Here is a 26,586-nt window from a genome sequence, read left to right as displayed (position 1 = left end):
TTATTCCTTAATTCCTGAACTTGAAATACCAAGTATATAGTATTTTTGGAGAGGTAGTACAATTAAAACGGGAACAACAATCGAAATAGCACAAGCTGCAAAAATTTGATTCCAATACACTTCATTATCCTGCGACAAGTCTGCAATAGCAACCTGTATTACTTTCATTGCAGGTGAGCGACCAGAAAGTAGCGGCCATAAAAAAGCTTCCCACTGATCCATAAAAATAATAATTCCTGCACTTACAATAATTGGAAGAGACATAGACATATAAATCTTGCCATAAATAGTCAGCCACGATGCACCATCGATATACGCCGCTTCAAGATATGATTGCGGTATATCCATAAAGAATTGACGAAATAAAAAAATTGAAAGACCATTTGCTGCAGCGGGCAGTATAAGAGCCCAATACGTATCAATCATACGTAATGTACTTACAATCTGATAAAGAGGGAGGGCTATTGAACTAAAAGGAATCATAAAAGTAATAAGAACAATTATAAATAAAACATTCTTACCTCTAAATCTGAATATTGAAAATGAAAATGCACATAAAGAGGTAATAAGCACTCCTAGGAAGACTGTATTGAATGTAACAAAAAAACTATTAAATATTGCACGCCCGAAGTTTCGTTTAATCAGAATATCCCGAAAGGCTCCTAAATATAATTCCGGATCAAACCACAATGCTTTTGGTCCGAAAGGCATAAGTGCAGCAAAGATCGATTTATCTGTTTTAAATGAAGAAATAATAACCCAATAAATCGGAAGTAAAAATATGATGCTAAAAAAAAATAACACACAATATTTGGCTATTTTACCTACTGTAATTTTTTTATAGATCATACCTATCTTTCCTTTGAATGAATAAATTTAAACTCACAAAATACAACTGTTAAAATCATTAAAATTATAATAATAACCATCGCATTTCCTACTCCTCTATCCGCATAAATAAAAACATTTTTGTAGGCTTCATACATTGCAACATTCGTAGCATTTTCCGGTCCTCCACCGGTAAGAATATACATCGGAGTAAACATCAAAAAATTTTGTGTAGTATCTGCAACAATAACAAATAAAAATGTACGTTTCATCATAGGCATTGTAATATATAAAAAACTTTGCCAAGCCCTCGCACCATCTATCCAAGCAGATTCATATAGATTTTGTGAAATATTCTGGAGACCACTAATGAGGAAAATCATCCAATAACCAACGCATCTCCATGACACAAGAAAAATAATACTGCCCAAAGCCTGTGACGAGCTTGTCAAAAAAAGCATTGGTTTAAGCCTTAACAACCCTAAGATCGAATTAATAAACCCGCCGTTCGGATTAAACATTATTCCCCAGATTGTAGCTGTAATTGCCAAGGATAATGTAAACGGTATAAAGAAAACAGTACGGAATACTCCCATGCCCTTTCCTTCCTTGTACACAAGTAGGGCAAGAATAAAGGCCCACAAAATTTGAAAGGGATTAACAATAAGTGTAAAAACCAATGTGTTTTTTAATGATTTCAAAAAAACGGGATCAGTAAGTACAAATAGATAATTTTTTAGACCACAAAATTTTCGTATCATTCCATTCGCAAATCCTACAGTCGTAAAACTATCAAAAATAGAAGTAATAATTGGAGCAAGTCTAAAAATACTAAGTCCAAGAAAAGCCGGAATTAAAAATAAATACGGAACAACCTTTTCTTTTCTCATGAGAATCATCAAAAAACTCCTTTTCGGATACGTCTTTATCGACGTATCCGAAAACTAATTTTATTTATACTTATTTAGCATTCTTTCAACTGCAACTTCCGCATTTTCCAGAATACTCTTCACATCGCCTCCATTACGAATATCTTCAAAAGCATTTGTTAACAGTGACTCATATTCTAAATAACCTGGTGTAAGCGGACGTGGAATGGCTGTATTTTGACACTCATAATTAATCAACGTAAAAATATCAAATGGCCATTTGGTGAATTTTTCATTTTCTGCAATATACTCTAGGGTCCGTTTATTTGACGGTAAATGACCATCAAGATTAAACCAGTCAATACAGGAAGGATATAATGTGAGAAATTTTATAAGTTTAGCGGCAGCAGCTTTATTTTTGGAAGATTTATTAATACCTAAACTCCATGAGCCAGTCGGAGTGACAGGTTTACCGTCTTTAAAATAAGGATAGGGAGCATAATCCCATGTAAGACTTTCATTTCTGCTATATGCAAGATGATTATAATCAGGACCTATGAGCATTGCTAATTTTTCACTTGGAAAGTAAGCAAGCATATCAGAAGCACTTACTCCTTTGGGAGACACCTTATATACATTAAACAAATCAGAAATAAAACCGCATGCTTTTAGCCATGCTTCATCTGTAAAAACACCTGATACTGTAAGGCCGTCTTTACCGATCGCTTTTCCACCCAGAGATTGAGGCATCGTAAGCATCTGGTAAGGCCTACTTATCTGCGAGATGCCTAAACCAAATACCTCCGGTACACCATCACCATCTTTATCAATTGTCAATTTTTTTGCAAGTTCGATTACCTCTTCCCATGTCAATCGTTCTTTAGGATCTTTTGAGAGACGCGGTATGCCCGCTTCATCAAAGAGGCGAGTATTATAATATAAAACCTGCGATGAATTCACAAATGGTGCTGCATACAACTTTCCTTTTACAGTACCGTATTGTCTACATATGTCAACATATTGCTTGCGTTCGTCATTAGAGAAAAAATCTTCAAGGGATTCAAGATACCCCTTCATAACATATGTTGTCGTCAACGGACTGTCTACAAACAAAACATCAGGCGTTGGTTCTTTTGCTCCTAATTTTATTTCTACCGCTTCCCATAGACCTTTTGTAGGAAGCATTTCTACTTTTACTTTGATATTTGGATTTTGCTTTTCAAATTCTGTAATCATTATTGGAATTGCCGTATCATAAGGTTTAACAGAATTACTTAAAAAAGTAATTTCAGTTACTTCAGAAACACTTGTCGTTTTTTTAGCACAACCAGACAGAAAAACCAATAAAATAAGGATACCAGAACAAATCATTTTTTGGATAAATACTTTCATTTTTCCTCCTCTTCATAATCAATATAAATAACCATAGTGTGAAAAAACTCTTACATGTATACATATGTACAATGTATACATGTAGATTTGCAAAAACACAGTACCTGACATATAGAGTTGTGTTCCGTTTTGCTATCAAGCCCTCAGCAGGTTAAAAAATAAAGACCTCCTTATTAAATATTCTTTTGTACCTCTTTCCCCAAATATTAACTTTTATCGAAATATTATAAGCCCATGGAAAGTGTTTTCCGAAAACACTTTCCATCCAAAGATAGGATACACCCGGAATTCATATTTGTCAAATTCTTTTTTATGTAGAAGCATGCTGGATAGTGATATAGCATTATAAAAAAGAGGAGTTTCCGTTGTTTTTTTAAAGTGTGGATTTTTTTGTATTCCGCACTGTTTGCCGTATATTCTTCGATTGTCGAGAAAACATCCCTCAATCACAGTGTGACAAAGCTTCCGTAAACCAGGAACGGAAAGCCGGAACGTCCACATCGGTAAACACGGTTGTATTAGCCTTTTTTTGCAAAAAACCGTCCAAATCGACAACGGAACAGCCCGAGGTTAAGGTTCCCGATAATTCAATATCGGCAAACACACGGGTACTTGTAAAAAGTTCGGGTTTTAGAATATAGGCTAAGGCGCAGGAATCATACATGCGCAATCCGGACTCGAAGGTTCCGCTGCGGTATTTTTTTAACAGGGCATAGAGCATAGCGCCGGTTTTTCCGAAAGTTCCGATTTTTTCTATATCGGGTCCCGGTATGCCGGCTTTTCTTCCAACATCCAAATCGGCCATAACAAGGGGAACACCGGAATCGAACACCATCTTTGCCGCATGGGGATCGGTTGCAAAATTAAATTCGGACATAACGCCCCTGTTTCCCCGCGTTAAAGAACCGCCCATCATAACAAGGCGCGAAATGCGCGGCTTTACGTCGGGGTACATTGCAAATAAAAGAGCAATGTTTGTTAAGGGGCCGATAGCTGCAAGGGTAATTTTTTCTTCCGCCATAATCACATCGCGCATCTTGTTCACGGCATGCTCGGAACATAAGAGCGACATATCGGGTTCGGGAAAATCAAAACCCGCCAAGCCGCTTTGACCGTGTACGTGAGACGCATCGACGAATTTCTCGATAAAAGGCCGATCGGCTCCCTGCGCCACGGGTATTTTTTTATTCCAAAAGGTAAGCAATTTTAGAGCATTTGAAGTAACCTTTTCCAAAGCAACGTTTCCGGCAACGGTTGTAATTAATTTTACGTCGAGTTTGTCGCTGAATACGGCAATAGCTAAAGCAACGGCATCATCGATCCCCGGATCCGTGTCTATAATTATTTTTTCTTTGGCCATAATCTCCTCCTATGCAAAAGCCATATTTGCAGACTGGGTTTTCAGTATAAAATTATAGCATAAAAAAAGCTTTATCGTCAGTATTTTAAAGGCTCATTGATTCGGTTTTTCGCAAAGATTTTTTATTATCGCTAAAACAGCTGTTTTAGTTGCTTCGTATAAGAAGCGCAATTTTTTTCATAGCGGTAATTCTACCTTTCAATAAGCCTATTTTCCGAAAGCATCCTTGCACACATCGGCTTTACTTTTCCGGAAAAAAAATATATTCTTGTAACTGCGGTTCGGACAAACCCGCATTTCGGAACGTTTATGCAGTATAGAACTTCACAGCGCACAATAGTAGGTTATCTGTGTTTAGCCTTCAGCATTATAAGCTGGGGCTGCACCTTTATATCGACGAAGATTTTACTTCAAGCCTTTAATCCGATTGAAATTCTGTTTATACGGTTTTTTGCCGCCTATCTGGGATTATGGCTTTTAGCCCCGCGTCCTTTAAAACTCGATACCTTAGACGGAAAGCCTTCACGCATAAGGCAGGAGCTGTATTTTGCGGGAGCGGGCTTTTTTGCCGTTACCCTTTATCAGTTTTTGGAAAATATAGCCCTCACCTACAGTCAAGCCTCGAATGTAAGCCTTATAGCGTCAACGGCGCCCGTCTTTACGGCAATTGCAATCAAGCTTTGTCTCAAAAACTCGCCTCAGGCAAAACCTCTTACCCTGCGTTTTATATTGGGCTTTTTGTGTGCAATGGCGGGCATCGCACTTATAAGTTTCAGCGGCGCAACGGAACTCCATCTCAACCCCATCGGAGACTTTTTAGCCTTTGTAGGGGCGGTCGTTTGGGCGGGCTATTCGGTACTGATTGTAAAAGTAAACGATTTAAACCTTCCCGCCCTGGAAAGCACCCGCCGCATGTTTTTTTATGCCCTCATAACCCTCGTTCCCGCAGCCCTGATTTCGGGTATCGAAACCGATATCGCCGTCAATGTGCAGCGCTTTTCAAACCCCGTATATATCGGACACTTTTTATTTTTAGGCATCGGAGCTTCGGCTCTTACCTACAGCGCATGGGCCCTTGCCGGAAAGTATTTAGGCATTGTAAAAACCTCACTTTTTATCTATGTCATTCCCGTTATTACGGTTATCGCTGCCGCCGTTTTTTTGAACGAACGCTTTACCCTCATGTCCGCCCTCGGAACCCTTTTAACGATTTTAGGATTGTTTGTTTCGGGATAAAACTTCGGCCTTCGCACGCTGTAAAATAATAACCGCAAAACACGCAATAACCGCAAAGGGTTTAACAGATTTGACAGGTTTGACACCTCTCCTTTTTTGCTTGGCGGTCTCTGCGGTATGATAATTTAACCGCAGGGGGCGCAGAAAGTTTTTAAAAAATTGGGAGCTATTTTTTCAGTTGCTTCGCGCTCTTCGCGGGCTCTGCGGTAGATGATTTAACCGCAAGGGGCGCAGGGCTTACGCAGAGAATATATGAAACATATTTTTTTTTTAAGATTGGCGGTTAAAAAACAAACTTTGCGGTTTTTATGTGCTGCTTTTTATCTTCGTCGTATACATAGACATCGGTGCTTTGGTTTTCGGGATTGTAATCGATAAGTACGACATCGGACGGGATAAGATAGTTATAGCAGTCGATAAAATATTTTAACAGGGTTTTATTTTTTTTGGGGCTGTATTCTTTTTTTGCAAAAAAATATTTTGCGTATTTTTTGGGCGCAAGATAAAAATCGAACATTGCCTTTGCCCACTCCGCCAATTTTCCGGAGGGAACATCATTTTCGTTTCTCCATTTATGAGCTTTACACTCAACCAAGAGTTTTTCATTCCCCAAATCGAAGTCATGATTTTTTTTTGCTTTTATGCCGATCGGGATTTTCGGCTTTTTTTCGACATCAATACCCTTTTGCTCCAAAAAGCGGTGTATTTCTTTTTCGAAAGCGCTTCCTTTTTGATAATTTTCCGTATCTTTTTGCGTATTCATATATTCTCCTATATAAGCTTTTGTCCGCTTTCTTCAACCATAACGGAATCTCCAACCGTAACAGAATACCTTGTACCTCCGGTTTGCTTTTCCTCACCATTTAAGAGCCACTTGTCGACTATCGTATCTGTGCTCAACTGTGCTCGAAAATCTAACCAATCCTGCTCTTTTACCTCCGTTCCCGATTCAATATATCCGCTTGTGGTATGGTTGTAACACTTTAGCGTAGGATCAAATTGCACTTTTGCCTTTAAAGCTCCGCCCGAAGGGGTAACGGAACCGGATGAAGGGCCTGCAGGATTTTCACAGGCAAATAAAACCAGCATTAAAAGAGGCAAACAAAAAAGGTGTTTTTTCATACAAGCTCCCGTGTCCGTACAATCGGCGCAACACCGTATAGGACAAATAAGTTTCTTCTATATGTACCCCCCCCCCCCCCCCCGAAAAATGTCAAGCGTTTTTTTATTTTTTGCTTCGCGGCCTTGGCGGTCTCTGCAGTGTGATAATTTAACCGCAAAGGACGCAGGGGGCGCAGAGAGTTTTTAAAAAATTGGGAGCTATCTTTTCAGTTACTTTGCGCTCTTGGCGGGCTCTGCGGTAGATGATTTAACCGCAAAGGACGCGGGGTACGCAAAGGATTTAACAAATTCAACACCTCTCCTTTTTGCTTTGCGCTCTTCGCGCTCTCTGCGGTAGCAATTTAACCGCAAGGGGCGCAGGGCTTACGCAAGGGGTTTAAGAGATTTGACACCTCTCCCTTTTTGCTTTGCGCTCTTCGCGCTCTCTGCGGTAGATAATTTAACCGCAAAGGACGCGGGGTACGCAAGGGGTTTAAAAGATTTGACACCTCTCCCTTTTTGCTTTGCGCTCTTCGCGGGCTCTGCGGTAGATAATTTAACCGCAAAGGACGCAATGAACGCAAGGGATTTCGATAAAATAAGAGTTTCTATTAAATATCTGCGTTCTTGGCGGTCTCTGCGGTTTCATTTTACTTAACCGCCAACCTCATCTTTACAGGAATTTTATTTCGCCTTAAATGAGCTTGACAGAGCACCGTTTTTAATCGATAATTCATGTTATGGCAAAAAAAGGTAAGATGTCCGGAATAGGTCTTTTCGAGCGATTACTCGGTTTATTTATCCCTTCGGATGCCGAAGCACAAAAAAATCGTCTGCTTAAAAATATCTACAAAGAACTCGGAAAAACAAAGGTTAAATTTTATAAATATAACTCCGGTGAAGCATTGCCTCAGCTGGCAAAATTTTTCTTCGATATATACAAAGTTGTAGGACCTGCCCAGCCGGTTTTTAAAAATACCCCCAATCCGAATACGTTTAAACACATGGTCATTGATTATTATATGACCGACGTTCAAAGAGAGCTTGCCGAGTCTCTGGAAGAAGAATCCATTTTGGAACGGGCGAAAAGCACTCCCGTTAAGGACTTGGCGGCACAGGTTAAAAATGAGCTTGCCGCTTATTTAAACGGCTTTGATGTGGAAAAAATAACAAAGATAGATATGCTGTATACAAAATTGTCGCAGCTTATCGCCTTTTGTACCTTCGATTATTACTTTTTGCTGAGGAAATTCGACTCGGGAATGCAGGAGCAGAATTTTTCCTACACGCCCAAATTCGAAATGATCCGCGCCGAATATATATTGGAAGACTTAAAGGATTTTACAACGGTTGCCTGGGCACTTCCTCTTGAAGACGATTGGTCCGAAGTATTTAAAGTGTTAAAAGAATACCGCAATGTTCAACCCATTGCAATGAATACATGGAACAAACTTACGAACGTACTGCGCAAATACCGCGATAAGGCCGTTCTCGAAATGACGATTCAGCTTATTTCAAAGGATCCCGCCTATCAAACCGTTATAACAGCCGCACAGGAACATATTATCGACGATCAGCTGGATAAAATGCGTAAAACCGTAGACAACACCCTCCAAAAAGTACAATCGGACCGCAAAAATTCGCAGATTGACGAACTCGTACACAGTATCTTCGGCTCAGGCTCCATTATGAAACTGAAAAACTATTCGGATGAGGGAAACAAGGGCTTTGAAAAGCGAAATTTGAGCGGCTTTACCCTCTGCGCTCCGATGGATTATTTAAAATCCTTTTTACTTGATTATGTAAAGAGAAATGTACGGGAATTTGCCGACCTCGTTTTGGTGCGGGGACAGTGGGTATCTTCGGTTTTAGCCTCCCCCATGTCCGATGCCTATCATGAATTGATGAATATATCCAACAAGATAACCGAATTCGACTCATCATTGGATCCCGAAAAAGAAATGGGGCAAAAAATAAAAGGCTACCTCGTGCGCGCCGAGCGGGACCCCGAAGCAAAAAATATTTTAAAATCGCTTACAAAAGATATAAACGAAAAAGCCTATAATATGCTCTCGGCCGCAACGCGGGATCTTATCGTCATAGGCAAAAATACAAAAAACCTGCTTGAAGATATTGAGCGCAAAGAACCGGAAATGATTATCAACTGGGCGGAATTAACCCACTTTGCCGAAAACCCGATTAAAGAGCAGGGCGTCGACATTTACAAAAAGATATATCTCTTTGTAAATCTTATGAAATGCTTTTTAAGTAACGAGGGTTAAGCTTTTAATCGGCAGCTTCCAATATATCCACCATTTGGCGGGGTGTAACAACAAAAGGTTTTGCAGAAAAGCGCTTTATATTTCCGGTAACCAAATAAACAGCAGCATCTTTTCCGGCATTCATTAAGTTTTTCATCAACGCGAATTTGAACTAAGGTACCGGCCATATATCCCTCCTAATAACTTATTTACACTGTAATGCAAAAAACAGTTTTTGCAAGTACAATAAAACAGCTCCCGGAAAGATTCCGGCCGGTTTTTATTTTAAGAGCGCTTATCGCGTTCTTCAACCGCAAGGCGGTCGCACAGTTCGTTGTATGTATTGCCGGCGTGTCCCTTTACCCAGCACCATTGGATTTTAAACTGTTGAGTATACAAATCGAGTTTTTCCCACAAGTCCTTGTTTTTTACCGGCTTTTTATCGGAGGTACGCCAGCCGTTTTGTTTCCATGTATGAATCCAGCTTGTAATACCGTTTTTGACGTACTGACTGTCTATGTAAAAACCGATTTTTTCATTTTTTGCCTCGGGAATCGTAAAAAGTTTTTCCAAGGCTCCGATAGCACCGCTTAATTCCATGCGGTTATTTGTTGTCGGTTTTTCTCCGCCTTGAGCAGTGATGATTTTTCCCTTATGGAGAATCACCGCAGCCCAGCCGCCCGGGCCGGGGTTTCCCGAACAGGCGCCGTCGCTGTAAAGGCTGATGCCTCCTTTTTCGGAACCGGCTTCCGCTTTTTTCCCGGCTGCGGACACACTGCCGCTTTCGCAGGGATATATCAGGCCCCACTGCGAGCGTATTCCATCGAGGGTCCGCATAACACAAACCGTATCCCGGTGCCTGTGAAACGGACTTTCACACAAGCCCTCGCGCATACAGCGGTGCATTTCTTCTATTTCGTACTCATAGCCGTTTACTCGGAAGGGGTACTGTTCCTTTTTAATCAGGTTATTTTTTTCGTCGTAATATTCAACTTCTTCGGCACGCCAAAAATCACGTAAAATAATTTTTCCCTTTGTGCCGCATAAAAGGGCATCGTTAAAAAAATTCCGCCCTTCAATATCGTTGCCGGAACAAAGGCGGGCGCAAAGCATACCCGAAGGCAAATCCCATTCGGCCGACAGAGCGTTCCGCATATCCACGCCGGAAGGAGCTTTGCGCAGGGAAGAAAGAATACGTGAAGGCGGCAAAACGGCACCTTCATAAAAGCCGGCTTCTTTGTTTACGCAGGATGCGGCAAGCATGGCAAAGGTTACAGGATATATTCCCGTATCCAAGAGGGCGCCTCCTGCAAGCAGGGGATTGTAGAGGCGGTGATTTATATCATAAGGAACGTTTATATAAAAATCGGCTTTAATCTCGAGCAGCTGCCCCACGACCCCGCCGCGAAGCGATTCAAGGGCACGGCGCACCGCGGGATTGAATTTCATCCACATGGCTTCCATATAAAACACCTTGTGAGAGGCGGAATATTCGAGTACGCTTTGTAATTGAGCGGCATTTACGGCGGCGGGCTTTTCACACAAAACGGCGTTGCCCGCCTTTAAAGCATGCAGCGACAATTCGGCATGATTGGTATGAGGAGTTGCGATATAGACGGCATCGATTTTTTTATCGGTACACAGGTCGACATAGGCGTCGGCTCCTGCATAGACCTTTGAAAATCCGTAGCGGCGGGCAAAAGAGCCGGCCCGGTCTTTATCTCGTGAAGCGACTGCATAGAGGGCCGCATCGGGATTTTCGGCAAGCGCCTTTACAAAAGAAGACGCAATATTTCCCGCACCGATAATTCCCCAGTTAATTTTTTTCATAAAATTCTCAAACTCCCTTGCCGTTTCGGCAAAAAATCAGTATCTTCTAGAGTATAACACAAATTTAATGCTATGCCAAATAGATAAGGAGATGACAAAATGGCAAAACAACTGCTGTTTAGTGACGATGCACGCAAAAAAATGCTTTCGGGCGTAGAACAGATTTCTCGTGCCGTCAAAGTAACGCTCGGTCCCAAAGGCCGCTTGGTTATGCTGGATAAAAAATTCGGCGCGCCGACGATTACCAAGGACGGCGTTTCGGTAGCAAAAGAAATTGAACTTGAAGATTCTTATGAAAACATGGGTGCCCAGCTGGTAAAAGAAGTCGCTTCAAAAACCAACGACGTTGCCGGAGACGGAACCACCACTGCAACGGTTCTCGCCTACTCCATGGTACGCGAAGGCCTTAAAGCGGTTGCCGCAGGCATTACCCCCATCGAAATCAAACGCGGTATAGATAAAGCCGTTGTATTGGCCGTTGAAGAAATCAAAAAAGCTTCAAAAGAAATTAAAGGCTCGGAAGAAGTTGAACACGTTGCAACCGTTTCGGCAAACAACGACCCCGAAATCGGAAAAATCCTTGCCGATGCCATTCAAAAAGTCGGTAAAGACGGCGTTATCACCGTTGAAGAATCCAAAACCATGGATACCACCACCGATTTTGTTGAAGGTATGCAGTTCGACCGCGGCTACATTTCACCCTATTTTGTAACCGACCGCGAACGCATGGAAACGGTATTTGAAAATCCCTACATCCTCATCCACGACAAAAAAATCTCCAGCATGAAAGATATGCTGCCCCTTTTGGAAAAAATCGCACAAACGGGTAAGCCGCTGGTTATTATCGCCGAAGATATGGACGGTGAAGCTTTGGCTACCCTCGTTGTAAACAGCCTGCGCGGCACCCTTAAAACCTGTGCGGTAAAGGCACCCGGTTTCGGCGACAGACGCAAAGCTATGCTCGAAGACATCGCCATCCTTACCGGCGGTCAGGTTATCAGCGACGAATTGGGCTTAAAACTCGAAACCACCGAACTCAATATGCTCGGTACGGCAAAAACCGTTAAAATCGACAAAGACAACACGATTATCGTTGACGGTGCCGGAAGCGGAAAATCGATTAAAGAACGTGTCGGCCAAATTAAAGCGCAAATCGAAGCTTCCACTTCGGATTACGACAAAGAAAAACTTAAAGAACGCTTGGCCAAACTTTCAGGCGGTGTTGCCGTTATCAATATCGGTGCGGTAACCGAAACCGAAATGAAAGAGAAAAAGCACCGCGTAGAAGATACCCTCGCGGCAACGAGAGCGGCCCTTGAGGAAGGAATCGTCCCCGGAGGCGGCTTGGTGCTCATCGAAGCTTCTACAGCCTTGGACAAGGCCGATGTAAGTAAGTTAACCGACGATGAAAAGGTCGGCTTTAAGATTGTTAAGCGCGCCCTTGAAGAACCCATCCGCCAAATTGCCGAAAATGCAGGCGTAGACGGTGCGGTTATAGCCGACCGTGCAAAGCACGAGAAAAAAGGTATCGGCTTTGACGCCGCCAAGATGGAATGGAAGGATATGATGGCAGCCGGTATTATCGACCCTGCAAAGGTTACCCGCTCGGCACTGCAAAACGCGGCTTCAATCGCCGGTTTGCTGCTGACCACCGAAGCGGCTATTACCGACATTCCCGAAAAGAATCCCCCCGCTCCGATGCCCGGCGGCGGAATGGGCGGTATGGACGGCATGTATTGATAAAGCCGCACGGCTTCCCTTGCGGGAGCCGGTGCTTACCGCCGGTTAAAAGTAAAAAGGGCTGTCCGAAAACTTCGGTTTTTAGGCAGCCTCTTTTTTTATGGAAAAACCGCCCGGGGAAAACCGCACGGCTCCCTTAAAAGCTTGTGCCGGGCGGACTCACAGTCGTGCGATTTCCTAGCGGGACAAGCCCGTACCCGAAGCTATCGTATCGAGCTCAACGCCAAGCCGCTTAAGGGCTGCTGCCGTTTCGAGGGCTTTTTGACGGGCGCCTTTAGTATAACCGAAATGTTCCCAAGAGGCCTTATCGTGTTCATACTTCATGCGGTTTTCATACAGCCACCGCTCTTTCGGGTCCTGCAGCATTACGTCTACCGTTTCATTTGCCTGTTCCATGACAGGAGAATTATCGGCAAGCACAGCACGCACCTCCTTATCGTCGGTTTCTATAAATCTTAACCAATTAACCGGCCGTCCGGTTTTCTCATCGGGCTCGACCTGTACCGGCTGTTTCTTTGCTGCAGCTAAGTTTAAAAAGTGAATCTCAAGTTCATCGGAAAGCTCCGTATAAAGCCGTTTTTCCGGAACCCGATATTCACTGTGCAATAGGGCGTTCAACTTAAAACCTTCACCGACTATGTTTATTGTAATACACTTAGGCAGTTTGTACACACTTCACCTTTTTGTAAATTCTCTGTATACATCTTCGCCCAATAGAAGACCGTGCGCTGTGTAAACTCATCATTCCACCGGTTTTGAATCTCAATGTCGATTACCGTGCTGTTTTTAAGACGCAGTTTTACATCCAAAATGCCTGTTTTATCATTTACGGAATCATTAATGTACAGGGCAAAAAAGTTTCTTCGATATGTGCCCCCGAAAAAAGTCAAGCGTTTTCTATTGCGGGTCAAAAAGGACGGCGAGAACGGTACGGATGAAGTTGACAAAACCGCCCGCTTTTCGGACAATAAAAGCATGAAACCGAAGGATGTGCGTTTTTGTGTACGTGTGCTGTACCTTTTTATATGCATAACTTTTTGCCTGTCTTTGTACGCGCAAACCGTATTCGACTTAACCGTTCAGCCCTTTTCGGGAACGGATTTTTTTGCGGACGGCGTAAAAATACAGCCTGAGGTTTTGGAAACGGACAAAAGCATTGCCCGTGTACGATTCCGCTTTGATACGCCGCCTGTAAAGCTTGATATAAAACACGAGGGTTTCCGCCCGGTCAGCATCGAAGGTGCCTCTCTTTTACAAAAAAGCGGCTTTGCCTTTTTGTCGCGCGAAAATTCGCAGTACGATGTTGAAGCGGTTTTTCAAACCGGAGGCAAGCCCAAAAGTCTTCGTTTTATAAACGACAAACAGGCTGCCGCAGCCCTTTTGGATGCCGACGGTGCCGATATAATCGACATACAAACGGGAACGGTTACGCGCATAAAACCGCCGCAGCACTATGCAAAACAGGCGGGTTTTGTCGAAACGCTGGTACTGCCGCAGCAAAACGAACTCTGGCTGTCTCAAATGAGTTCGACGTGCGTCCACGTATTCGATTTAGCCGGCTTCGCTTATAAGCGCTCCATACAAAGCTCGGGTGCGTGGAGTAAGGTGATGGCATACAATCAGGCAAACAACCGTGTCTATGTAAGCAATTGGGTCAGCCGCGATATAAGCGTTATAAATCCGCTGTCCTATACGGAGGAACTGAAGATTCCGGTTGCCGCCGTTCCGCGCGGTATGGCTTTTTCAAAGGACGGTTTGTATATGTATTGCGCACAATTCGAAGACGATTCGGGAAAATCCCGCTGCCGTCCTATTAAAAAAAATCTTAAAGACTTAAAAACCCTCACGGAAGCCGGAAGCAAAGGAGCAAAGCGCCATATCGCAGCCGATTACCGTACAAAACGGCTCTATGTGTCGGATATGTTTAACGCATGTATTGAAGTGTACTCGTTAGAGGACGACAGCCTTATCGCATCGATACGGGTTTTTAACAATCCCAACACCATTGCGCTTTCTCCCGACGGCAGACGTTTATATGTATCATGCCGCGGCCCCAATCATCCGGAAAAAGGCTACGAGCACAAGGGCTTGGTAACCGGCAGACTCGACATAATCGACACTCACCTCCTTACACGCATCGAAAGCATTGAAGCGGGAAATCAGCCGACCGGTCTTGACGTGTCAAGCGACGGTACCTTTATTGTCCTGTCCGACTTTTTGGACAACCGCGTCCGTTTATTCCGTTTCCGCTCCCCCTTTTCCAACCTTGACATCGGGGACGTAACATCTTACACTGATTAAAAGGGGATTTTATGAGCACTACATCAGACCTGCCGCCCGTACCAAAGCAGGCCAAAAAGGGTACAAAAAAGAAAAAACACGGCTTTTTTCTTACACTGATTGTTACGCTTTTTATTATTATACTGATTACAGTCCTTCCCGCAGTGGCATTCCTTATATACTCAAGCTTGGACGGGGCGGACCCTGCCGAGCACATTCCACAGGGATTTTATGCCTATGTAAATCTGCCTTCGGCGGGTGATTTTTTGCAAAAAACAGTATCGGTACAAACACTCGATGCGCTTTTAACCGGTGCAAACACCGAAAAACTGCAGGGCACCCTGCGCTCCGTGCGTGCCTCCCCCGTTTTATCGGCAAAATGGTTCGACAAAGCATCCGATTTCAGGCTGGACGCCGCCGTATATGCGGACGGGGCCTATCTTGTATGTGCCAAGCTCGGATTCAGATCCGCAGCCTCTCGGCTTTTGCCTTACATTTTACGGTACCGCCCCGATGTATTTTCTTCGGTAAAAGAACTTTCCGCCGAAAACGAAAACGGCACCCCGTTTTGGATTTACAGGACGGGAGACTCGCAACAAGCATACATCGGCTTTTATAAAGATTTGATGATCGCTTCGGCATCGAAAGATGTATTTATGAAAGCACTGCACAAAACCGGACAAGATTCCCCGGCAGATGCCGCACAAAACAATGAACATATCGGTATCATTAAACGATTTATCAAAAAGTCCGGGCGCGACGCCCTGAGCGTCCTAACCGATATGAATTATTTTACTTCACATATTCAAAACGATACTTTTTACGGAAACGTTATTTCGCGCCTGAACTTCCCCGAATATACGACTGTGAATTTTAATTTGAATAAAAAAGAAATGTCGGTATCCGGAAACTGTGTATGGGACAGTGATTCGGAGGGTCTCAAAATCATTTTACAAAACAAATCGGCGGTTCCGGGTATTTTAGCACGCCTTCCCGAATCAACCGATTATGTAACGCTTTTAAAAATGGGAACTCCGGCCTTTTTGTTTGAAAACGGGACCGAACTTTTGGGAAAAAATATTATCAAGGCATACGAAAATGCGGCAAACAGTGTGCGATTTTTATTTCAAAAAGATATTCAAGAACTTTTGTTTTCGTGGATGGGCGATGAAATCGGTATTATCGGAACGGTATCTTCCGAGGAGCCGGTATTTTTTGTGTCGCTCAAAGACGAAAACCGGTGCCGCGATGTATTTTCGCATATTTTTTCCACACTCTTTGTACAGCAGGACGTATCCGCCGTCGTACAAGGCATACGCATTCCGCGTATTGAATTTCCCGACGTTATAAAAGCCCTCGTGCGTTCATTTAAATTTGAGCTTTCAACTCCCTTTTATATTATTCAGGACGGCTACCTCTATCTTTCGCAAAGCGCCGAAGCCCTCGGAGCACTTACACAAGAGGCTAAAAGCGGCAAACTCTTGGTAAAAACCGACAACTGGAAAACGATAGCACGTGCGGTTTCTCCGGAAACATCCGTGTTCGCCTATTATACACTTAACAGCCGAGTACCGACTTTTTTAAAACACAATGCCGCATTAAAAGCCGTAATGAAGGATTACGGCAGGGGCGTTGTATCGGTCAAACTCGATTCGGCGCAAAAGCTGCGTTTTGAGTTATATACACAAAAAACCGATTCGACATCACGTGAAGAATTGGCCTCATTTCCCTACGACTGCGGCGTAAAAGTGCAGTCTCATATTTACAGCGGAAAAACGGCAAAAAACGTTCCCTATGCCTATTGGACTTCGGCAAACTCGGTGTATGCGCTTAATTTGGCGCAGCGCAGTACGCGCAGTATCAGCCTCGACGATACGGCATATCTGGGCATAGAAACCGAACGAGGCATTATAAAAGCGGTATGGGCCGTTTCGGCGCGGGGCACCGTATATAAAACCGATTATGATTTAAACCCGTTTGAAGGATTTCCGCTTTTAACCGGAGAACGGGTGAGCGCACCGCCTGCAATACTAAGCGGCACCATCGCCGTTTCTCTTGCGGATAAAAATACACTGCTTTTTATCGATTCGGATGCACGTACGTATTTTTCCGAGGAAATGAATGCAAAATTAAAGCAGCCTCCCCGTGTATTTGGACACACCCTTGCCGCCCATCCGCGCTCCTTCGACAGTCTTGTATACCTGTTTGACACAAAAGGAAACATCCTGCCCGGTTATCCTATCGAAGCGGATTCGATTTCCGCAGTTCAGCCTCTCTTATACAGAGAGCCTCAGGCCGGAGCCTACATGGCGGTATTAACCGAAGACGGCGTATTCACGCTTTTACCGGTTATTCTTCCGGCAGCGGGAAAGCGTACGGAAAGCTTCGATAAAAACGGACAGGACCGTCAAACGTTTTCGGTGTCTCTGGATGCGGCATCAAAGGTTCAGCCGGTTTATTCTCCGTCTTTGAATATGTTTTTTGCCGCGGATGAAAACGGAACACTCTATAAAATCGACACGCAATGCCGTATTGTGGATAAAACGTCATTAAAGCCCAAAACGGCACATAACCGCATTATAAGCTTGCTCGATTTTAACGGCGACGGTACGGACGAAATTTTCGTGTCCGGCGGCGGTAATGCAATCTATGCATATAATAATCGGCTTATGCCGCTTGAAGGCTTTCCCGTTGCGGGAACCGGACTGCCGCGCATTATAGATGTTGACGGAGACGGATTTGCCGAATTACTCACCTGCGGTATAGACAATACAATTCATGCATATAGAGGAATTACACAATGAAGCAATCGCACATATACGGCGGTTTTATTTCGGCTTTTATACTTATCGCCCTTGTCTCGTGTTCAACCGTACCGAGAAGCGATATCTATTCTTCGTCGGTAAAAGAGGACAACAGCCCCCGTATTGAAAACATAGAACATTCTCTTGTTTTGCTGCGCAAAACTGTTTTGCAACGCAAAACAAGAGATGCGGCCGAAACCGCTTCGGTAAAACAGGAGCTTGATGCACTGCTTTCTCTGCCGTCTTCGGACCCGAGTTATTTATCGCGGCTCTACGCCCTGTATGCCGACTGGTATCTTTTAAATCGTGATAAAGCGGCGGCACAAAAAATGCTTAAAAGCGCGCAAAACTGCAATGCGGACGACGAATATGTACTGCTTGTAAGCTCGCGTTTAATCGTAAAAAACGAAGAAAAACAAAGCTTTTTGGAAAACGCGGTAAAGCATAACCCCGATTTTTACCGTCTTAAAGGCGAGCTTGCTTCGCTTTATTTTTCGGCCGAAAACTATACCGCAGCCCTTGCCCTCTTCGATACATCTCTCGATTTTTTACCGCCTGCGTATACGGAACTGTATGCCGAACAGCGCGATCAGGCGGCAAAATTTCATGAGCTGGGAGGGGCTGTACATAAAGACAGTGCCCGTATTATCGAGCGCGATGCAATCCTTCTTTCCGATATGACCGCCTTAACGCAGGATAACAGCCATGCCCTCGACTTTATTACCGGCACCGAACGGCGCGCGGTAAAGCTTCTTGCAGAGCAATTAAAAAAAGAAGGCTGGTACGCCCCCGATGCCGACCTCGGCGGAGGAAGCGCAAAGCGTAAAGACGCCGCCTTGTTTTTATGGCACATGATTGCAGGCGGTGATTTTGCGCTTTTAAACCGCTACAGCACAAAATATATGCAGCGCGGCAAAAGTCCTTTGGAAGACGTGGAACTCGACCGGATATACTTCGACTCGATTTTAGGCGTTATCGAAGAAGACATTATACCCCTTATAGACGGCAGGCGCTTTACCCCCGAAGGAAGCGTAAGCGGTTTGGACTTTTACAATTGGCTGAAAAAAGCCGATCGTTTGCGCCGCTAAAGCGCCCCGCAGCAGCGGTAACAACCGAAAAACGGGCGGTAAAGACGGAACCAAAGGAGGAACAATGCACGCAAAAAATATCGACGTTACGGCGTTGGGAGAACTGCTTATCGATTTTACACCGAGCGGATTAAGCGAACAGGGCAACCGGCTTATGGAAGTGAACCCCGGCGGAGCGCCGGCAAATCTTCTTTCCATGCTGACAAAACTAGGGCATTCGACCTCGTTTATAGGCAAGGTCGGGGACGATATGTTCGGCCGTCTTTTAAAAGACGTTTTGAATGATGTCGGAATCGGAACGGAAAACCTCATTGTAAGCAAAACCGACAATACCACCCTCGCCTTTGTGCACATAAAAGACGACGGAGACCGCGATTTTTCGTTTTACCGCAAAAACGGCGCCGACGTCCGGCTTTCGAGCGGAGAAGTCAATGCGGAACTTTTGTCGCGTACCCGCATTTTTCACTACGGTTCCCTTTCCATGACAGCCGAACCTGCAGCTTCGGCAACCGAATATGCCCTTTCCTGCGCAAAAAACTACGGCGCCCTATGTTCTTTCGATCCCAATTTACGTGTCCCCCTGTGGGACAATCTTGCACACGCAAAAGAGCGCATCAAATACGGCTTATCGCAGTGCGATATTTTAAAAATCGCCGAAGAAGAGCTTGAATTTATAACCGGCTGTACGGACATACAAGAAGGAGTACGCTCTTTGCGCTCGTCGTACAATATTCCGCTTATCGGGGTAACCTGCGGCAAAAAGGGCGCTTCCCTATTCTATGCCGGCAAAGACTGTACGGACGGCTTAGGCTTACATGAAAGCCTTCCGACTTTTAAAAAGGTAAAAACGATAGATACCACCGGAGCGGGAGATACCTTCGGAGCCTGTATTTTGCACGATATTCTGGTACACGGTTTTACCGATTTTACAAAAGAGCGCCTGCACTCCATGCTCCTTTTTGCAAACGCCGCAGCTTCCCTTGTAACCGAAAAAAAAGGAGCGCTGCGCGTTATGCCCGGCGAAAAGGAGATTCGCGGCCTTATCGCACAAGGACTCTAAGCACAGGACGTGTACAAAAAAAACGTGCACAAGAAGCCTCCGAGGGTTTAGGGCGTGCCGGTATTTTTGCGTCAAAGCAAAAATACCGCCGGGCTTTGCGGGGTTCCGCCGTTCGGCTCCATTCCTCGCGCCGCTCGGAAGCGGGAGCTGTGCCTCGGCAGCCGCCTCGCACCCTCCCGCCCCCTTCAATCCCTCACGCTCTTTTACCTCTCCTTAGGAATGACAACCAAATTGCGCTCATGTCCCTCCAAAAAAGGAACCTTTAGGGGAAGCACTTCAAAAGACGGGACAAACTCCTTTACGGCACCCATTTCTTCATCGATTTTTTCTTTTTTCGCCTTATAGGCCGCCAAAAAGCCGCCCGGTTTTAAAGTCCTCAGCAAAATGCGGAGCATTTTTTTATCCAGCGGGCGAAAGGCTCTGAACACGGCAATGTCGAAGCTGTTTTGTGCGATTCTTTCGGCTTCCATATTTTCTATGCGGACGTTTTTTAATCCGAGGACTGCGGCGCAGTTTTCCAAAAAAAGACAGCGTTTACTCATGCGCTCGACAAGTACAAAATTCGTGTCGCTCATGGTAAGGGCAAGGGGAATACCGGGTAAGCCTCCGCCCGTTCCGATGTCGGCTATCACAAAGTCCTCGTCCGTGCCGGATGCCGCAGCCGTCCGCTTTTGTTTTAACACTATTTCCTTAAGTTTAAGCAATTCTTTGCGTGCGGCAAGGCTGTCCAAAATGTGGCGCACTTCTATTTCTTCTTTATTTTTTGCCGCGGTTAAATCGTATACCGAATTGAATAATTCAAGTTCGCTGACATAACGGTGCAGTTTTTCCGAGGCGCAAAAAGCTTCGTCCGTGCCCATGCCGAGTTCCCGTAAGCCATCGTACAAAAGATTTTCCGGCTGCACCGTTTGCCGACAGTTTTTTCTTGTCATCGGTCTTTTCCTCGCGAGTTAAAATCGATGTCAAGAAGTAAATCGGTTTGTACGTTTTCGGTAAGAACACGCATGGTTACAAGATTGCCCGTACGTACTGCTTGTAAAAACGGTGCCCGCGTTAAAGCATACAGCAGCGATTGATGATTTTCCGGCTGCTGCGAAAGGCTGAATGCTGCGTTAAAGGTTCCCGCCCCCGCAGCCTTAAAAAGCATATAAAAGGTTTCGCGGTAGATTTTATCGGAAGCGCGGTATGTGCGGTCGCCGGTGAGCAAAAAGCTCCCGTCGGCTTCGGGCCGGGATATAAAAACGGCCGTACATGACGGAAGAATATTGTAATTTCCGGCAATAAAGCGCAAAATACGGCCGCCCTGCCCCCCCTTATCCTGTACCGCTTTTGTATCGCTTCCGGCGGCACCGTCCTTCCCGGGATTTTGCGATTCAAGCGTTTTTTGTAAATCATCCAGTTTTTCCAGTACGGCTTGGAGCAAAACCGCCGTTTGATTTTGCCCGCCCGTTACACCGGCAAGGGCGCCGCTCATAAGGTTTCCCGAAGCACCGCCGCTCAGGGGGTCGGGCATACCGGATATGGAAAACATTCCGCCGAGCCCCTGCATGGACAAAAGATTTCCGCTTCCGAGTAAGGATGAAAGCGTACCGATATCCGCCGCACTTAGGGAAGTGTTTCGCACGGCCCCCTTGGAAACGCGGCTCAAAGAACTTTGAGAAGAGTTTCCGGAAGCCGTTTTCGGCATGCCCGTTTGCGCCGGCATCGAAGGTTGTTGAAGCGTCCGCGGAACAGCGGGATTTTGAGGAAAACTCATCTTTTGAGAAGCTGCGGGAGGCTGAGGCGCTCGGGGAAGCTCGGGACGGGCGGGAACCTTATGCATATCCGATGAGGGGGTCAGCTGCGGTGCGGCGGTTCCTTCAATTGCAGGAGGCGTTACCGAAGGAGGAACGGGGGCCTGAGGAGCGGTTACGGGCGCAAAAGAACTGTCTACAGTCCCTGCCGAGGAGCTTTGCGCCGCAAGAGAAGCTGAAAAGACTGCGCTTAATGCAGCGCTTATCGCAAGGACAAGCCCCGTAAAGCCCCCGCACCGAAAGCGGCATTTACAGGTTTGCAAGGCTTTCCTCCACCATTTCGAGGCGGCTTGTCAACATGCCGATTGTTTTTTCAAGGCGCGCCTTTTCTTTTTCCAAGCGCGTTTTAACGTCAACATCGTCGGCTTTTTTTTTCATAAGGGCGCGTACCGAATCGGGACTTTGACCGCCTTCAAGCAGGTTCTGCGCTTCTTTTCTTTTTTCGGGGCTGCGTACCGAAGCAAGCATTTTCATATTTTCAAAGCCGACCGCAGGATTTATATCGGCTGCCGAAACGCTGACGATACTGCGCGCCGCTTGACGCGGAAGTTTTAAACAGCGGTCTATATAATCTTCATAGCGGATATTCGCTTCCATACACAGCTCATGCGCGCGGGCTAAAAGCTTTCCGAATTCCTGCATCAAAATACCGTTTTTTTCAAGATAGTTTTTGCGTATGTTTTCGGTCAATTCGGCAAGCTCCGGAGCGTTCTCAAGCCCCATAACATATAAGCCCTTTTCTTCTGCAATTTCCAACAGGGAATGAAACTTCGCCCAAAACGCGTTGGTGTGAGAACGCGCATATTGCGGCGGCTTTAAGCCGGCATTTTCCCGCAAGTGTACTTCGTTCAATAAATGATGAGTGTACTCGTGAATTGCCGTATAGACAAGCTGATTGTCTGTTTTAAAGTTTTTATTGTGCAAAATAATTTCGCGCGTTTCCGGCTTATATAAGCCGTTTACCTTTTTGCTTTCTTTTCCGCTGAAAATCATTTCAAAATCCAAATCGGTGTTTTCTATGGATAAAAGAATGTTTTTTACCTGTTCGCAGTTCATAATACCCCCAATGCTTCCAAAATAATCGATGCCGATACCGTTGCGGCCGTTTCGGTGCGCAAAACCCTGCTTCCCATCGAGCAAAGCTCAAAGCCGGCTGAGCGAAAAGCTTCACGTTCGGCATCGCTCCAGCCCCTTTCGCTTCCGATTGCCGCGCGCACAAGGATTGACGGGCAGTCCTTCCCGCTCGGAACACAGCCCCGTGCGAAGCCGTCCCGTGTACCGAGTGCATTTTTTATATATTTGCCCAAGGGCATGCCGGCTTTTACGTTATCCAAACACACGGAAATTCGGCCGGCGGCGTGTTTTTCCGCGTTAAGAGATGCAAGGCAGTCTTTTACGGATGCAAATATATCGAGCTTCGGAATATGAGTGCTTTTCGCCTGAATGCTGCCGTCTTTTAAAGCCTCGTATGCGGCCCCCCTTTCGACGATTTTCGATTCCATATAGGATTTTTCGCCCGTTTCGGTTCCGCACAGCAAAATACGGGAAACGCCCAAGCCGGCCATATCGCGGAACAGGCGCTTGAGCTGAATGGGACGCGGAAAGCCGACAATCATTTCCACAGGAAAAAGAGGCTTTCCGTTGCTCAGGGGAGTAAAGTCAAAGCTCAAGCCCTCATCGTTCAAAGACAGAATACGCGCCTTCCCCGCCATACCGCCTTCAATGCCCGCTTCAAAGGTATCGCCCTCTTTTTTTTTGAGTATGCGGGAAATATGGCGCGTGCGCTCATCGTTCAAAGGGAAAAAATAATTATCGCGTTCGCTAAACAAAACAATATTCATCGGTGTTTAAAGATACCGATTTGCCTACGGTAACACCTAGGGTAAATCGCTACCTTAGCAGTATACCCTGCGCAATTTTGTTTTGCAAGTCTATGCAGGAAGCTTATCCTGTGCTATACTGTTTTTATGAATACAGTAGTTATCGGTGCCCAGTGGGGCGATGAAGGTAAGGGAAAAATCGTAGATTACCTTGCTTCTTCGGCAGACGTGATTGTCCGTTATTCAGGCGGCGCAAACGCCGGTCATACTATCGTTACCGGCGGTAAACAGTACGCCCTGCATTTGGTTCCCTCGGGTATCTTATATCCTGATAAAACGGTTTATTTGGGAATGGGCATGGTTATAGATCCTGCAGCCCTGTTTACCGAATTGGCTATGCTTAAAGAAAACGGCATAGACTGGGAAGGCCGGGTGTTTATTTCAGACCGCGCCCATCTGGTGTTTCCCCGTTACCGCGAAATCGATAAAAAACGCGACAGCGAGCGTAAGCACCCCATCGGAACAACCGGACGGGGTATCGGTACCGCTTATTCCATGAAATCCGAGCGCGACGGCATCCGCATAGCCGACCTGTTTTGGAAAGAAAAATATGCCGAACTCGATGAAGCCGACCGCGCCTTTATCGAACCCTATATCGAACGTTTGGAAAAGATGAAGGTCGATATAACCGCGGAAATGTATCGGCTCAAAGGGAAGAAGATACTGCTTGAAGGCGCCCAGGGAGCCCTCCTCGACTTGGATGCGGGAACCTATCCCTATGTGTCCTCGGGAATGTCCTGCGCTTCGGGAGCCGCCGTCGGTGCGGGAATGGGGCCTCGCGATATAGACCGCGTATTGGGTGTTTTTAAAGCCTATTCGACCCGCGTCGGAAACGGGCCCATGCCTACCGAATTCAATACGGAAACCCAAAGCGAACTGTATCATTACGTGAGAGAAACCGGACGCGAATACGGCGTTACCACCGGAAGACCGCGCAGATGCGGTTATTTGGATTTGGTTGCCCTGCGCTACGCGTGCCGCACAAACTCGATTTCCGACCTGGTACTTACCCATCTCGACATCTATGATGAGCTTGACGGTATTGAAGCATGCGTTGCCTACGATATAGACGGAAAAATCGTAACCGACTTTCCCGCCGACATCGGCGCTTTAAATAAGGCAAAACCCGTTCTCGAACAATTTAAAGGATGGAAAACCTCTTTGAAAAACTGCCGTTCTTACACCGACCTTCCCGAGCAGGCGCGCTCTTATGTCGAATTTATTGAAGACTATTGCGGCACCCCCGTAAACATTATATCCGTCGGCTACGAACGCTCCGACACCTTTATGCGACTTGACCCCTTTACCCGCGGAGCTGAACATGGTAACGGTTTATGATTTAGGTTCTTATACCTTTCCCGCGCTTTTTAAACACTCGATTGAATGCTTTAAAGACCGCCCCGCCCTCTCGTTTGTAAACTCAACGCCGCTTAGCTATGCGCAAGTTGCCGAACGCAGTGCTCAGGCGGCGCGCATTTTGTTTCACCTCGGAGTCGCTTCCGGAGACAGGGTTGCCGTATACGGCACGAGCGACCCTAATTGGGGTGCCGCTTATTTCGGTATTGTAAATTCGGGAGCCGTTGCGGTTCCCCTTTTGCCCGATTTTACCGCAGCCGAAGTTGAAAACATCATTGCTCATGCAGGCGCTTCCGTGATTATCGTTTCCGAAAAGCTTAAAAGCCGCTTGGATAAAATCCCTGCTTCGGTTTTAAAATCGATTATACGCATGGAAGACTACCGCGTACTGCGGGAAAACGGCAAAGATATTCCGGCCGATGCTTCCTCTATAGACATGTACACAAACGGTCTTGCATCCCCGCCGGAAGTTACCGTAAAAGAAGAAGACACGGCCTCGATTATTTACACATCGGGAACAACCGGCCGCTCAAAGGGCGTCGAATTATCGCACAAAAATCTTGTGTTTACGGCTATTCAGTGCCAAACCGTACACCGAGTAAATAAATTCGACAAATGTTTGTCGTTTTTACCGCTGTCGCATGTGTATGAATTTACCATCGGTTTTGTTATGCAGTTTTTAAACGGTTCGTGCGTGTACTATTTGGAACGCGCTCCTGCCGTATCTACCCTCCTGCCCGCTTTTAAAAAGATACGCCCCACAATCGTGTTGAGCGTTCCGATGATAATGGAAAAGATTTATAAAAATAAAATCATTCCGACCTTTACAAAATCGGACACGCTGAAAAAACTGTACCGCAAACGTTTTTATCAAAAACTTTTTCACCGCATTGCGGGCATTTCGCTTAAAAAGCTGTTCGGCGGAAGAATCAAGTTTTTCGGTATCGGAGGGGCGAAGATAGATCCCGCCGCCGAAATCTTTATGAAAGACGCGCGCTTTCCGTATGCGGTCGGTTACGGCCTTACCGAAACTTCTCCTTTGCTTGCAGGTTCCAGCCCTTCCAATACGGTACCCGGCACCATAGGCCCTATTATGCAGGGTATAGAACTGCGTATTTTAAATCCCGACCCTGAAACGGGAATCGGCGAAGTTATTGCGCGCGGCGACAACGTTATGAAGGGCTACTATAAAGAGCCCGAATTAACCGCCGCCGTATTTACCGCCGAAGAAGACGAATGCGGTCCCGGCTGGTTTAAAACCGGCGATTTGGGAGAACTGCACAACGGCATGTGGCTTGCCTTAAAGGGCCGTTTAAAAAATATGATTTTAGGCTCCGGCGGCGAAAACATTTACCCCGAAGATATCGAGTTTGTGTTAAATCAGCATCCGGACGTTGTAGAATCCCTTGTAGTCGAAGATGACGACGGCTTGGTTGCCCTGGTGCAGCTTGATGAAGAAAAATTAAAAAGCCGCGGTCTTTTGGGTTCAGTCGGACAGGCGGTTGAAGACATTAAAGAAAATATTTTGTACAAGCAGGAAGAAATACTTTCGGAAATAAAGTTTTTTGTAAACAATAAGGTAAACCGCTTTTCCAAAGTAGGCTCGGTAAAAACGGTCGAATCTTTTGAAAAAACGGCAAGCCAAAAAATCAAGCGTTACCTGTATAATCTGAGAAGCGGCGGAAAAAAATAATTATGCCTAAACCTG

21 protein-coding genes and 1 pseudogene are annotated in these 26,586 nt (G+C 45.4%); 9 read left to right on the top strand and 13 right to left on the bottom strand.

Annotation, left to right across the window (positions count from 1 at the left end):
* The 4 genes from V1L52_RS02640 to rihC all read right to left on the bottom strand — a co-directional run bounded on the left by V1L52_RS02640 (position 1) and on the right by rihC (position 4,449).
* Positions 1-849, bottom strand: a complete 849-nt coding sequence (locus tag V1L52_RS02640) for a carbohydrate ABC transporter permease (RefSeq protein ID WP_428770753.1) — start codon at positions 847-849, stop codon at positions 1-3.
* 2 nt (positions 850-851) lie between these two features.
* A complete protein-coding gene (locus tag V1L52_RS02635) occupies positions 852-1,727 on the bottom strand; it encodes a carbohydrate ABC transporter permease (protein ID WP_428770752.1) in 876 nt (291 codons plus the stop codon).
* 51 nt (positions 1,728-1,778) lie between these two features.
* A complete protein-coding gene (locus tag V1L52_RS02630; RefSeq protein WP_428770751.1) occupies positions 1,779-3,089 on the bottom strand; it encodes an extracellular solute-binding protein in 1,311 nt (436 codons plus the stop codon).
* Positions 3,090-3,531: 442 nt separating this feature from the next.
* Complete coding sequence (rihC, locus tag V1L52_RS02625; RefSeq protein ID WP_428770750.1) at positions 3,532-4,449, bottom strand: ribonucleoside hydrolase RihC; 918 nt, start codon at positions 4,447-4,449, stop codon at positions 3,532-3,534.
* A 309-nt stretch (positions 4,450-4,758) separates the two neighbouring features.
* On the opposite strand from rihC, the gene V1L52_RS02620 reads away from it, so the two are divergent.
* The gene (locus tag V1L52_RS02620; RefSeq protein WP_428770749.1) at positions 4,759-5,685 is read left to right on the top strand and encodes a DMT family transporter; all 927 of its coding nucleotides are present in this window, start codon (positions 4,759-4,761) and stop codon (positions 5,683-5,685) included.
* Between the two features lie 283 nt (positions 5,686-5,968).
* Here the strand turns inward: V1L52_RS02620 and V1L52_RS02615 are convergent, their stop codons facing one another.
* Together V1L52_RS02615 and V1L52_RS02610 are read right to left on the bottom strand one after the other, a co-directional pair.
* Positions 5,969-6,448: a hypothetical protein gene (locus V1L52_RS02615; protein ID WP_428770748.1), complete on the bottom strand. Its 480-nt coding sequence runs from the start codon at positions 6,446-6,448 to the stop codon at positions 5,969-5,971.
* 8 nt (positions 6,449-6,456) lie between these two features.
* Positions 6,457-6,807 carry a hypothetical protein gene (locus V1L52_RS02610; protein ID WP_428770747.1) on the bottom strand — a complete coding sequence of 117 codons (351 nt, stop codon included), beginning with the start codon at positions 6,805-6,807 and terminating at the stop codon, positions 6,457-6,459.
* Positions 6,808-7,526: 719 nt separating this feature from the next.
* On the opposite strand from V1L52_RS02610, the gene V1L52_RS02605 reads away from it, so the two are divergent.
* Positions 7,527-9,068, top strand: coding sequence for a DUF5312 family protein (locus V1L52_RS02605; RefSeq protein WP_428770746.1), 1,542 nt, complete (start codon positions 7,527-7,529; stop codon positions 9,066-9,068).
* Here V1L52_RS02605 and V1L52_RS02600 read toward each other — a convergent pair.
* Both V1L52_RS02600 and rnhA read right to left on the bottom strand, forming a co-directional pair.
* Positions 9,065-9,235, bottom strand: coding sequence for a hypothetical protein (locus V1L52_RS02600; protein WP_428770745.1), 171 nt, complete (start codon positions 9,233-9,235; stop codon positions 9,065-9,067). The two genes, V1L52_RS02605 and V1L52_RS02600, sit on opposite strands and share 4 nt — an antisense overlap.
* A 97-nt stretch (positions 9,236-9,332) precedes the next feature.
* Complete coding sequence (gene rnhA / locus V1L52_RS02595) at positions 9,333-10,877, bottom strand: ribonuclease HI (RefSeq protein WP_428770744.1); 1,545 nt, start codon at positions 10,875-10,877, stop codon at positions 9,333-9,335.
* Between the two features lie 99 nt (positions 10,878-10,976).
* Between rnhA and groL the strand changes: the two genes are divergently transcribed.
* Positions 10,977-12,617 carry a chaperonin GroEL gene (groL, locus tag V1L52_RS02590; RefSeq protein ID WP_428770743.1) on the top strand — a complete coding sequence of 547 codons (1,641 nt, stop codon included), beginning with the start codon at positions 10,977-10,979 and terminating at the stop codon, positions 12,615-12,617.
* A gap of 177 nt (positions 12,618-12,794) precedes the next feature.
* Here the strand turns inward: groL and V1L52_RS02585 are convergent.
* A pseudogene (locus V1L52_RS02585) lies at positions 12,795-13,453 on the bottom strand (Rpn family recombination-promoting nuclease/putative transposase); the annotation flags it as partial.
* A gap of 139 nt (positions 13,454-13,592) precedes the next feature.
* Here V1L52_RS02585 and V1L52_RS02580 point away from each other — a divergent pair.
* The 4 genes from V1L52_RS02580 (at position 13,593) to V1L52_RS02565 (ending at position 19,849) form a co-directional block, all read left to right on the top strand.
* On the top strand, positions 13,593-14,918 hold the full coding sequence (locus V1L52_RS02580) for a YncE family protein (protein WP_428770742.1): 1,326 nt from the start codon (positions 13,593-13,595) through the stop codon (positions 14,916-14,918).
* An 11-nt stretch (positions 14,919-14,929) separates the two neighbouring features.
* A complete protein-coding gene (locus V1L52_RS02575) occupies positions 14,930-17,701 on the top strand; it encodes an FG-GAP repeat domain-containing protein (protein ID WP_428770741.1) in 2,772 nt (923 codons plus the stop codon).
* A complete protein-coding gene (locus V1L52_RS02570) occupies positions 17,698-18,789 on the top strand; it encodes a tetratricopeptide repeat protein (RefSeq protein WP_428770740.1) in 1,092 nt (363 codons plus the stop codon). The genes V1L52_RS02575 and V1L52_RS02570 overlap by 4 nt, the downstream gene beginning before the upstream one ends.
* Before the next feature lie 64 nt (positions 18,790-18,853).
* On the top strand, positions 18,854-19,849 hold the full coding sequence (locus V1L52_RS02565) for a carbohydrate kinase family protein (protein WP_428770739.1): 996 nt from the start codon (positions 18,854-18,856) through the stop codon (positions 19,847-19,849).
* A gap of 203 nt (positions 19,850-20,052) precedes the next feature.
* On the opposite strand, the gene rsmG is transcribed toward V1L52_RS02565, so the two are convergent.
* Genes rsmG through V1L52_RS02545 form a run of 4 tightly spaced genes read right to left on the bottom strand, consistent with a single transcriptional unit; the run spans position 20,053 to position 23,483 of the window.
* Positions 20,053-20,781 (bottom strand): 16S rRNA (guanine(527)-N(7))-methyltransferase RsmG, encoded by a 729-nt coding sequence (gene rsmG / locus V1L52_RS02560; RefSeq protein ID WP_428770738.1) that lies wholly within the window; start codon positions 20,779-20,781, stop codon positions 20,053-20,055.
* Positions 20,778-21,905 carry a hypothetical protein gene (locus V1L52_RS02555; RefSeq protein ID WP_428770737.1) on the bottom strand — a complete coding sequence of 376 codons (1,128 nt, stop codon included), beginning with the start codon at positions 21,903-21,905 and terminating at the stop codon, positions 20,778-20,780. The genes rsmG and V1L52_RS02555 overlap by 4 nt, the downstream gene beginning before the upstream one ends.
* Positions 21,892-22,698, bottom strand: a complete 807-nt coding sequence (locus V1L52_RS02550; RefSeq protein ID WP_428770736.1) for a hypothetical protein — start codon at positions 22,696-22,698, stop codon at positions 21,892-21,894. Before V1L52_RS02550 ends, V1L52_RS02555 begins: the two co-directional genes overlap by 14 nt.
* Positions 22,695-23,483 (bottom strand): 16S rRNA (uracil(1498)-N(3))-methyltransferase, encoded by a 789-nt coding sequence (locus V1L52_RS02545; protein ID WP_428770735.1) that lies wholly within the window; start codon positions 23,481-23,483, stop codon positions 22,695-22,697. The genes V1L52_RS02550 and V1L52_RS02545 overlap by 4 nt, the downstream gene beginning before the upstream one ends.
* Before the next feature lie 126 nt (positions 23,484-23,609).
* On the opposite strand from V1L52_RS02545, the gene purA reads away from it, so the two are divergent.
* Together purA and V1L52_RS02535 are read left to right on the top strand one after the other, a co-directional pair.
* Positions 23,610-24,860, top strand: coding sequence for an adenylosuccinate synthase (purA, locus tag V1L52_RS02540; RefSeq protein ID WP_428770734.1), 1,251 nt, complete (start codon positions 23,610-23,612; stop codon positions 24,858-24,860).
* Entirely contained in the window at positions 24,844-26,571 is a 1,728-nt protein-coding gene (locus V1L52_RS02535; RefSeq protein WP_428770733.1) for an AMP-binding protein, read from the top strand. Before purA ends, V1L52_RS02535 begins: the two co-directional genes overlap by 17 nt.
* The last annotated feature ends 15 nt before the right edge of the window (positions 26,572-26,586 follow it).

Origin of the sequence: Treponema sp. HNW, from assembly GCF_050320395.1 — a bacterium.
Taxonomy (GTDB): domain Bacteria; phylum Spirochaetota; class Spirochaetia; order Treponematales; family Treponemataceae; genus Treponema_C.
Note: the sequence above shows the minus strand (reverse complement) of the source record. Positions and strands in the feature narration are given on the sequence as shown.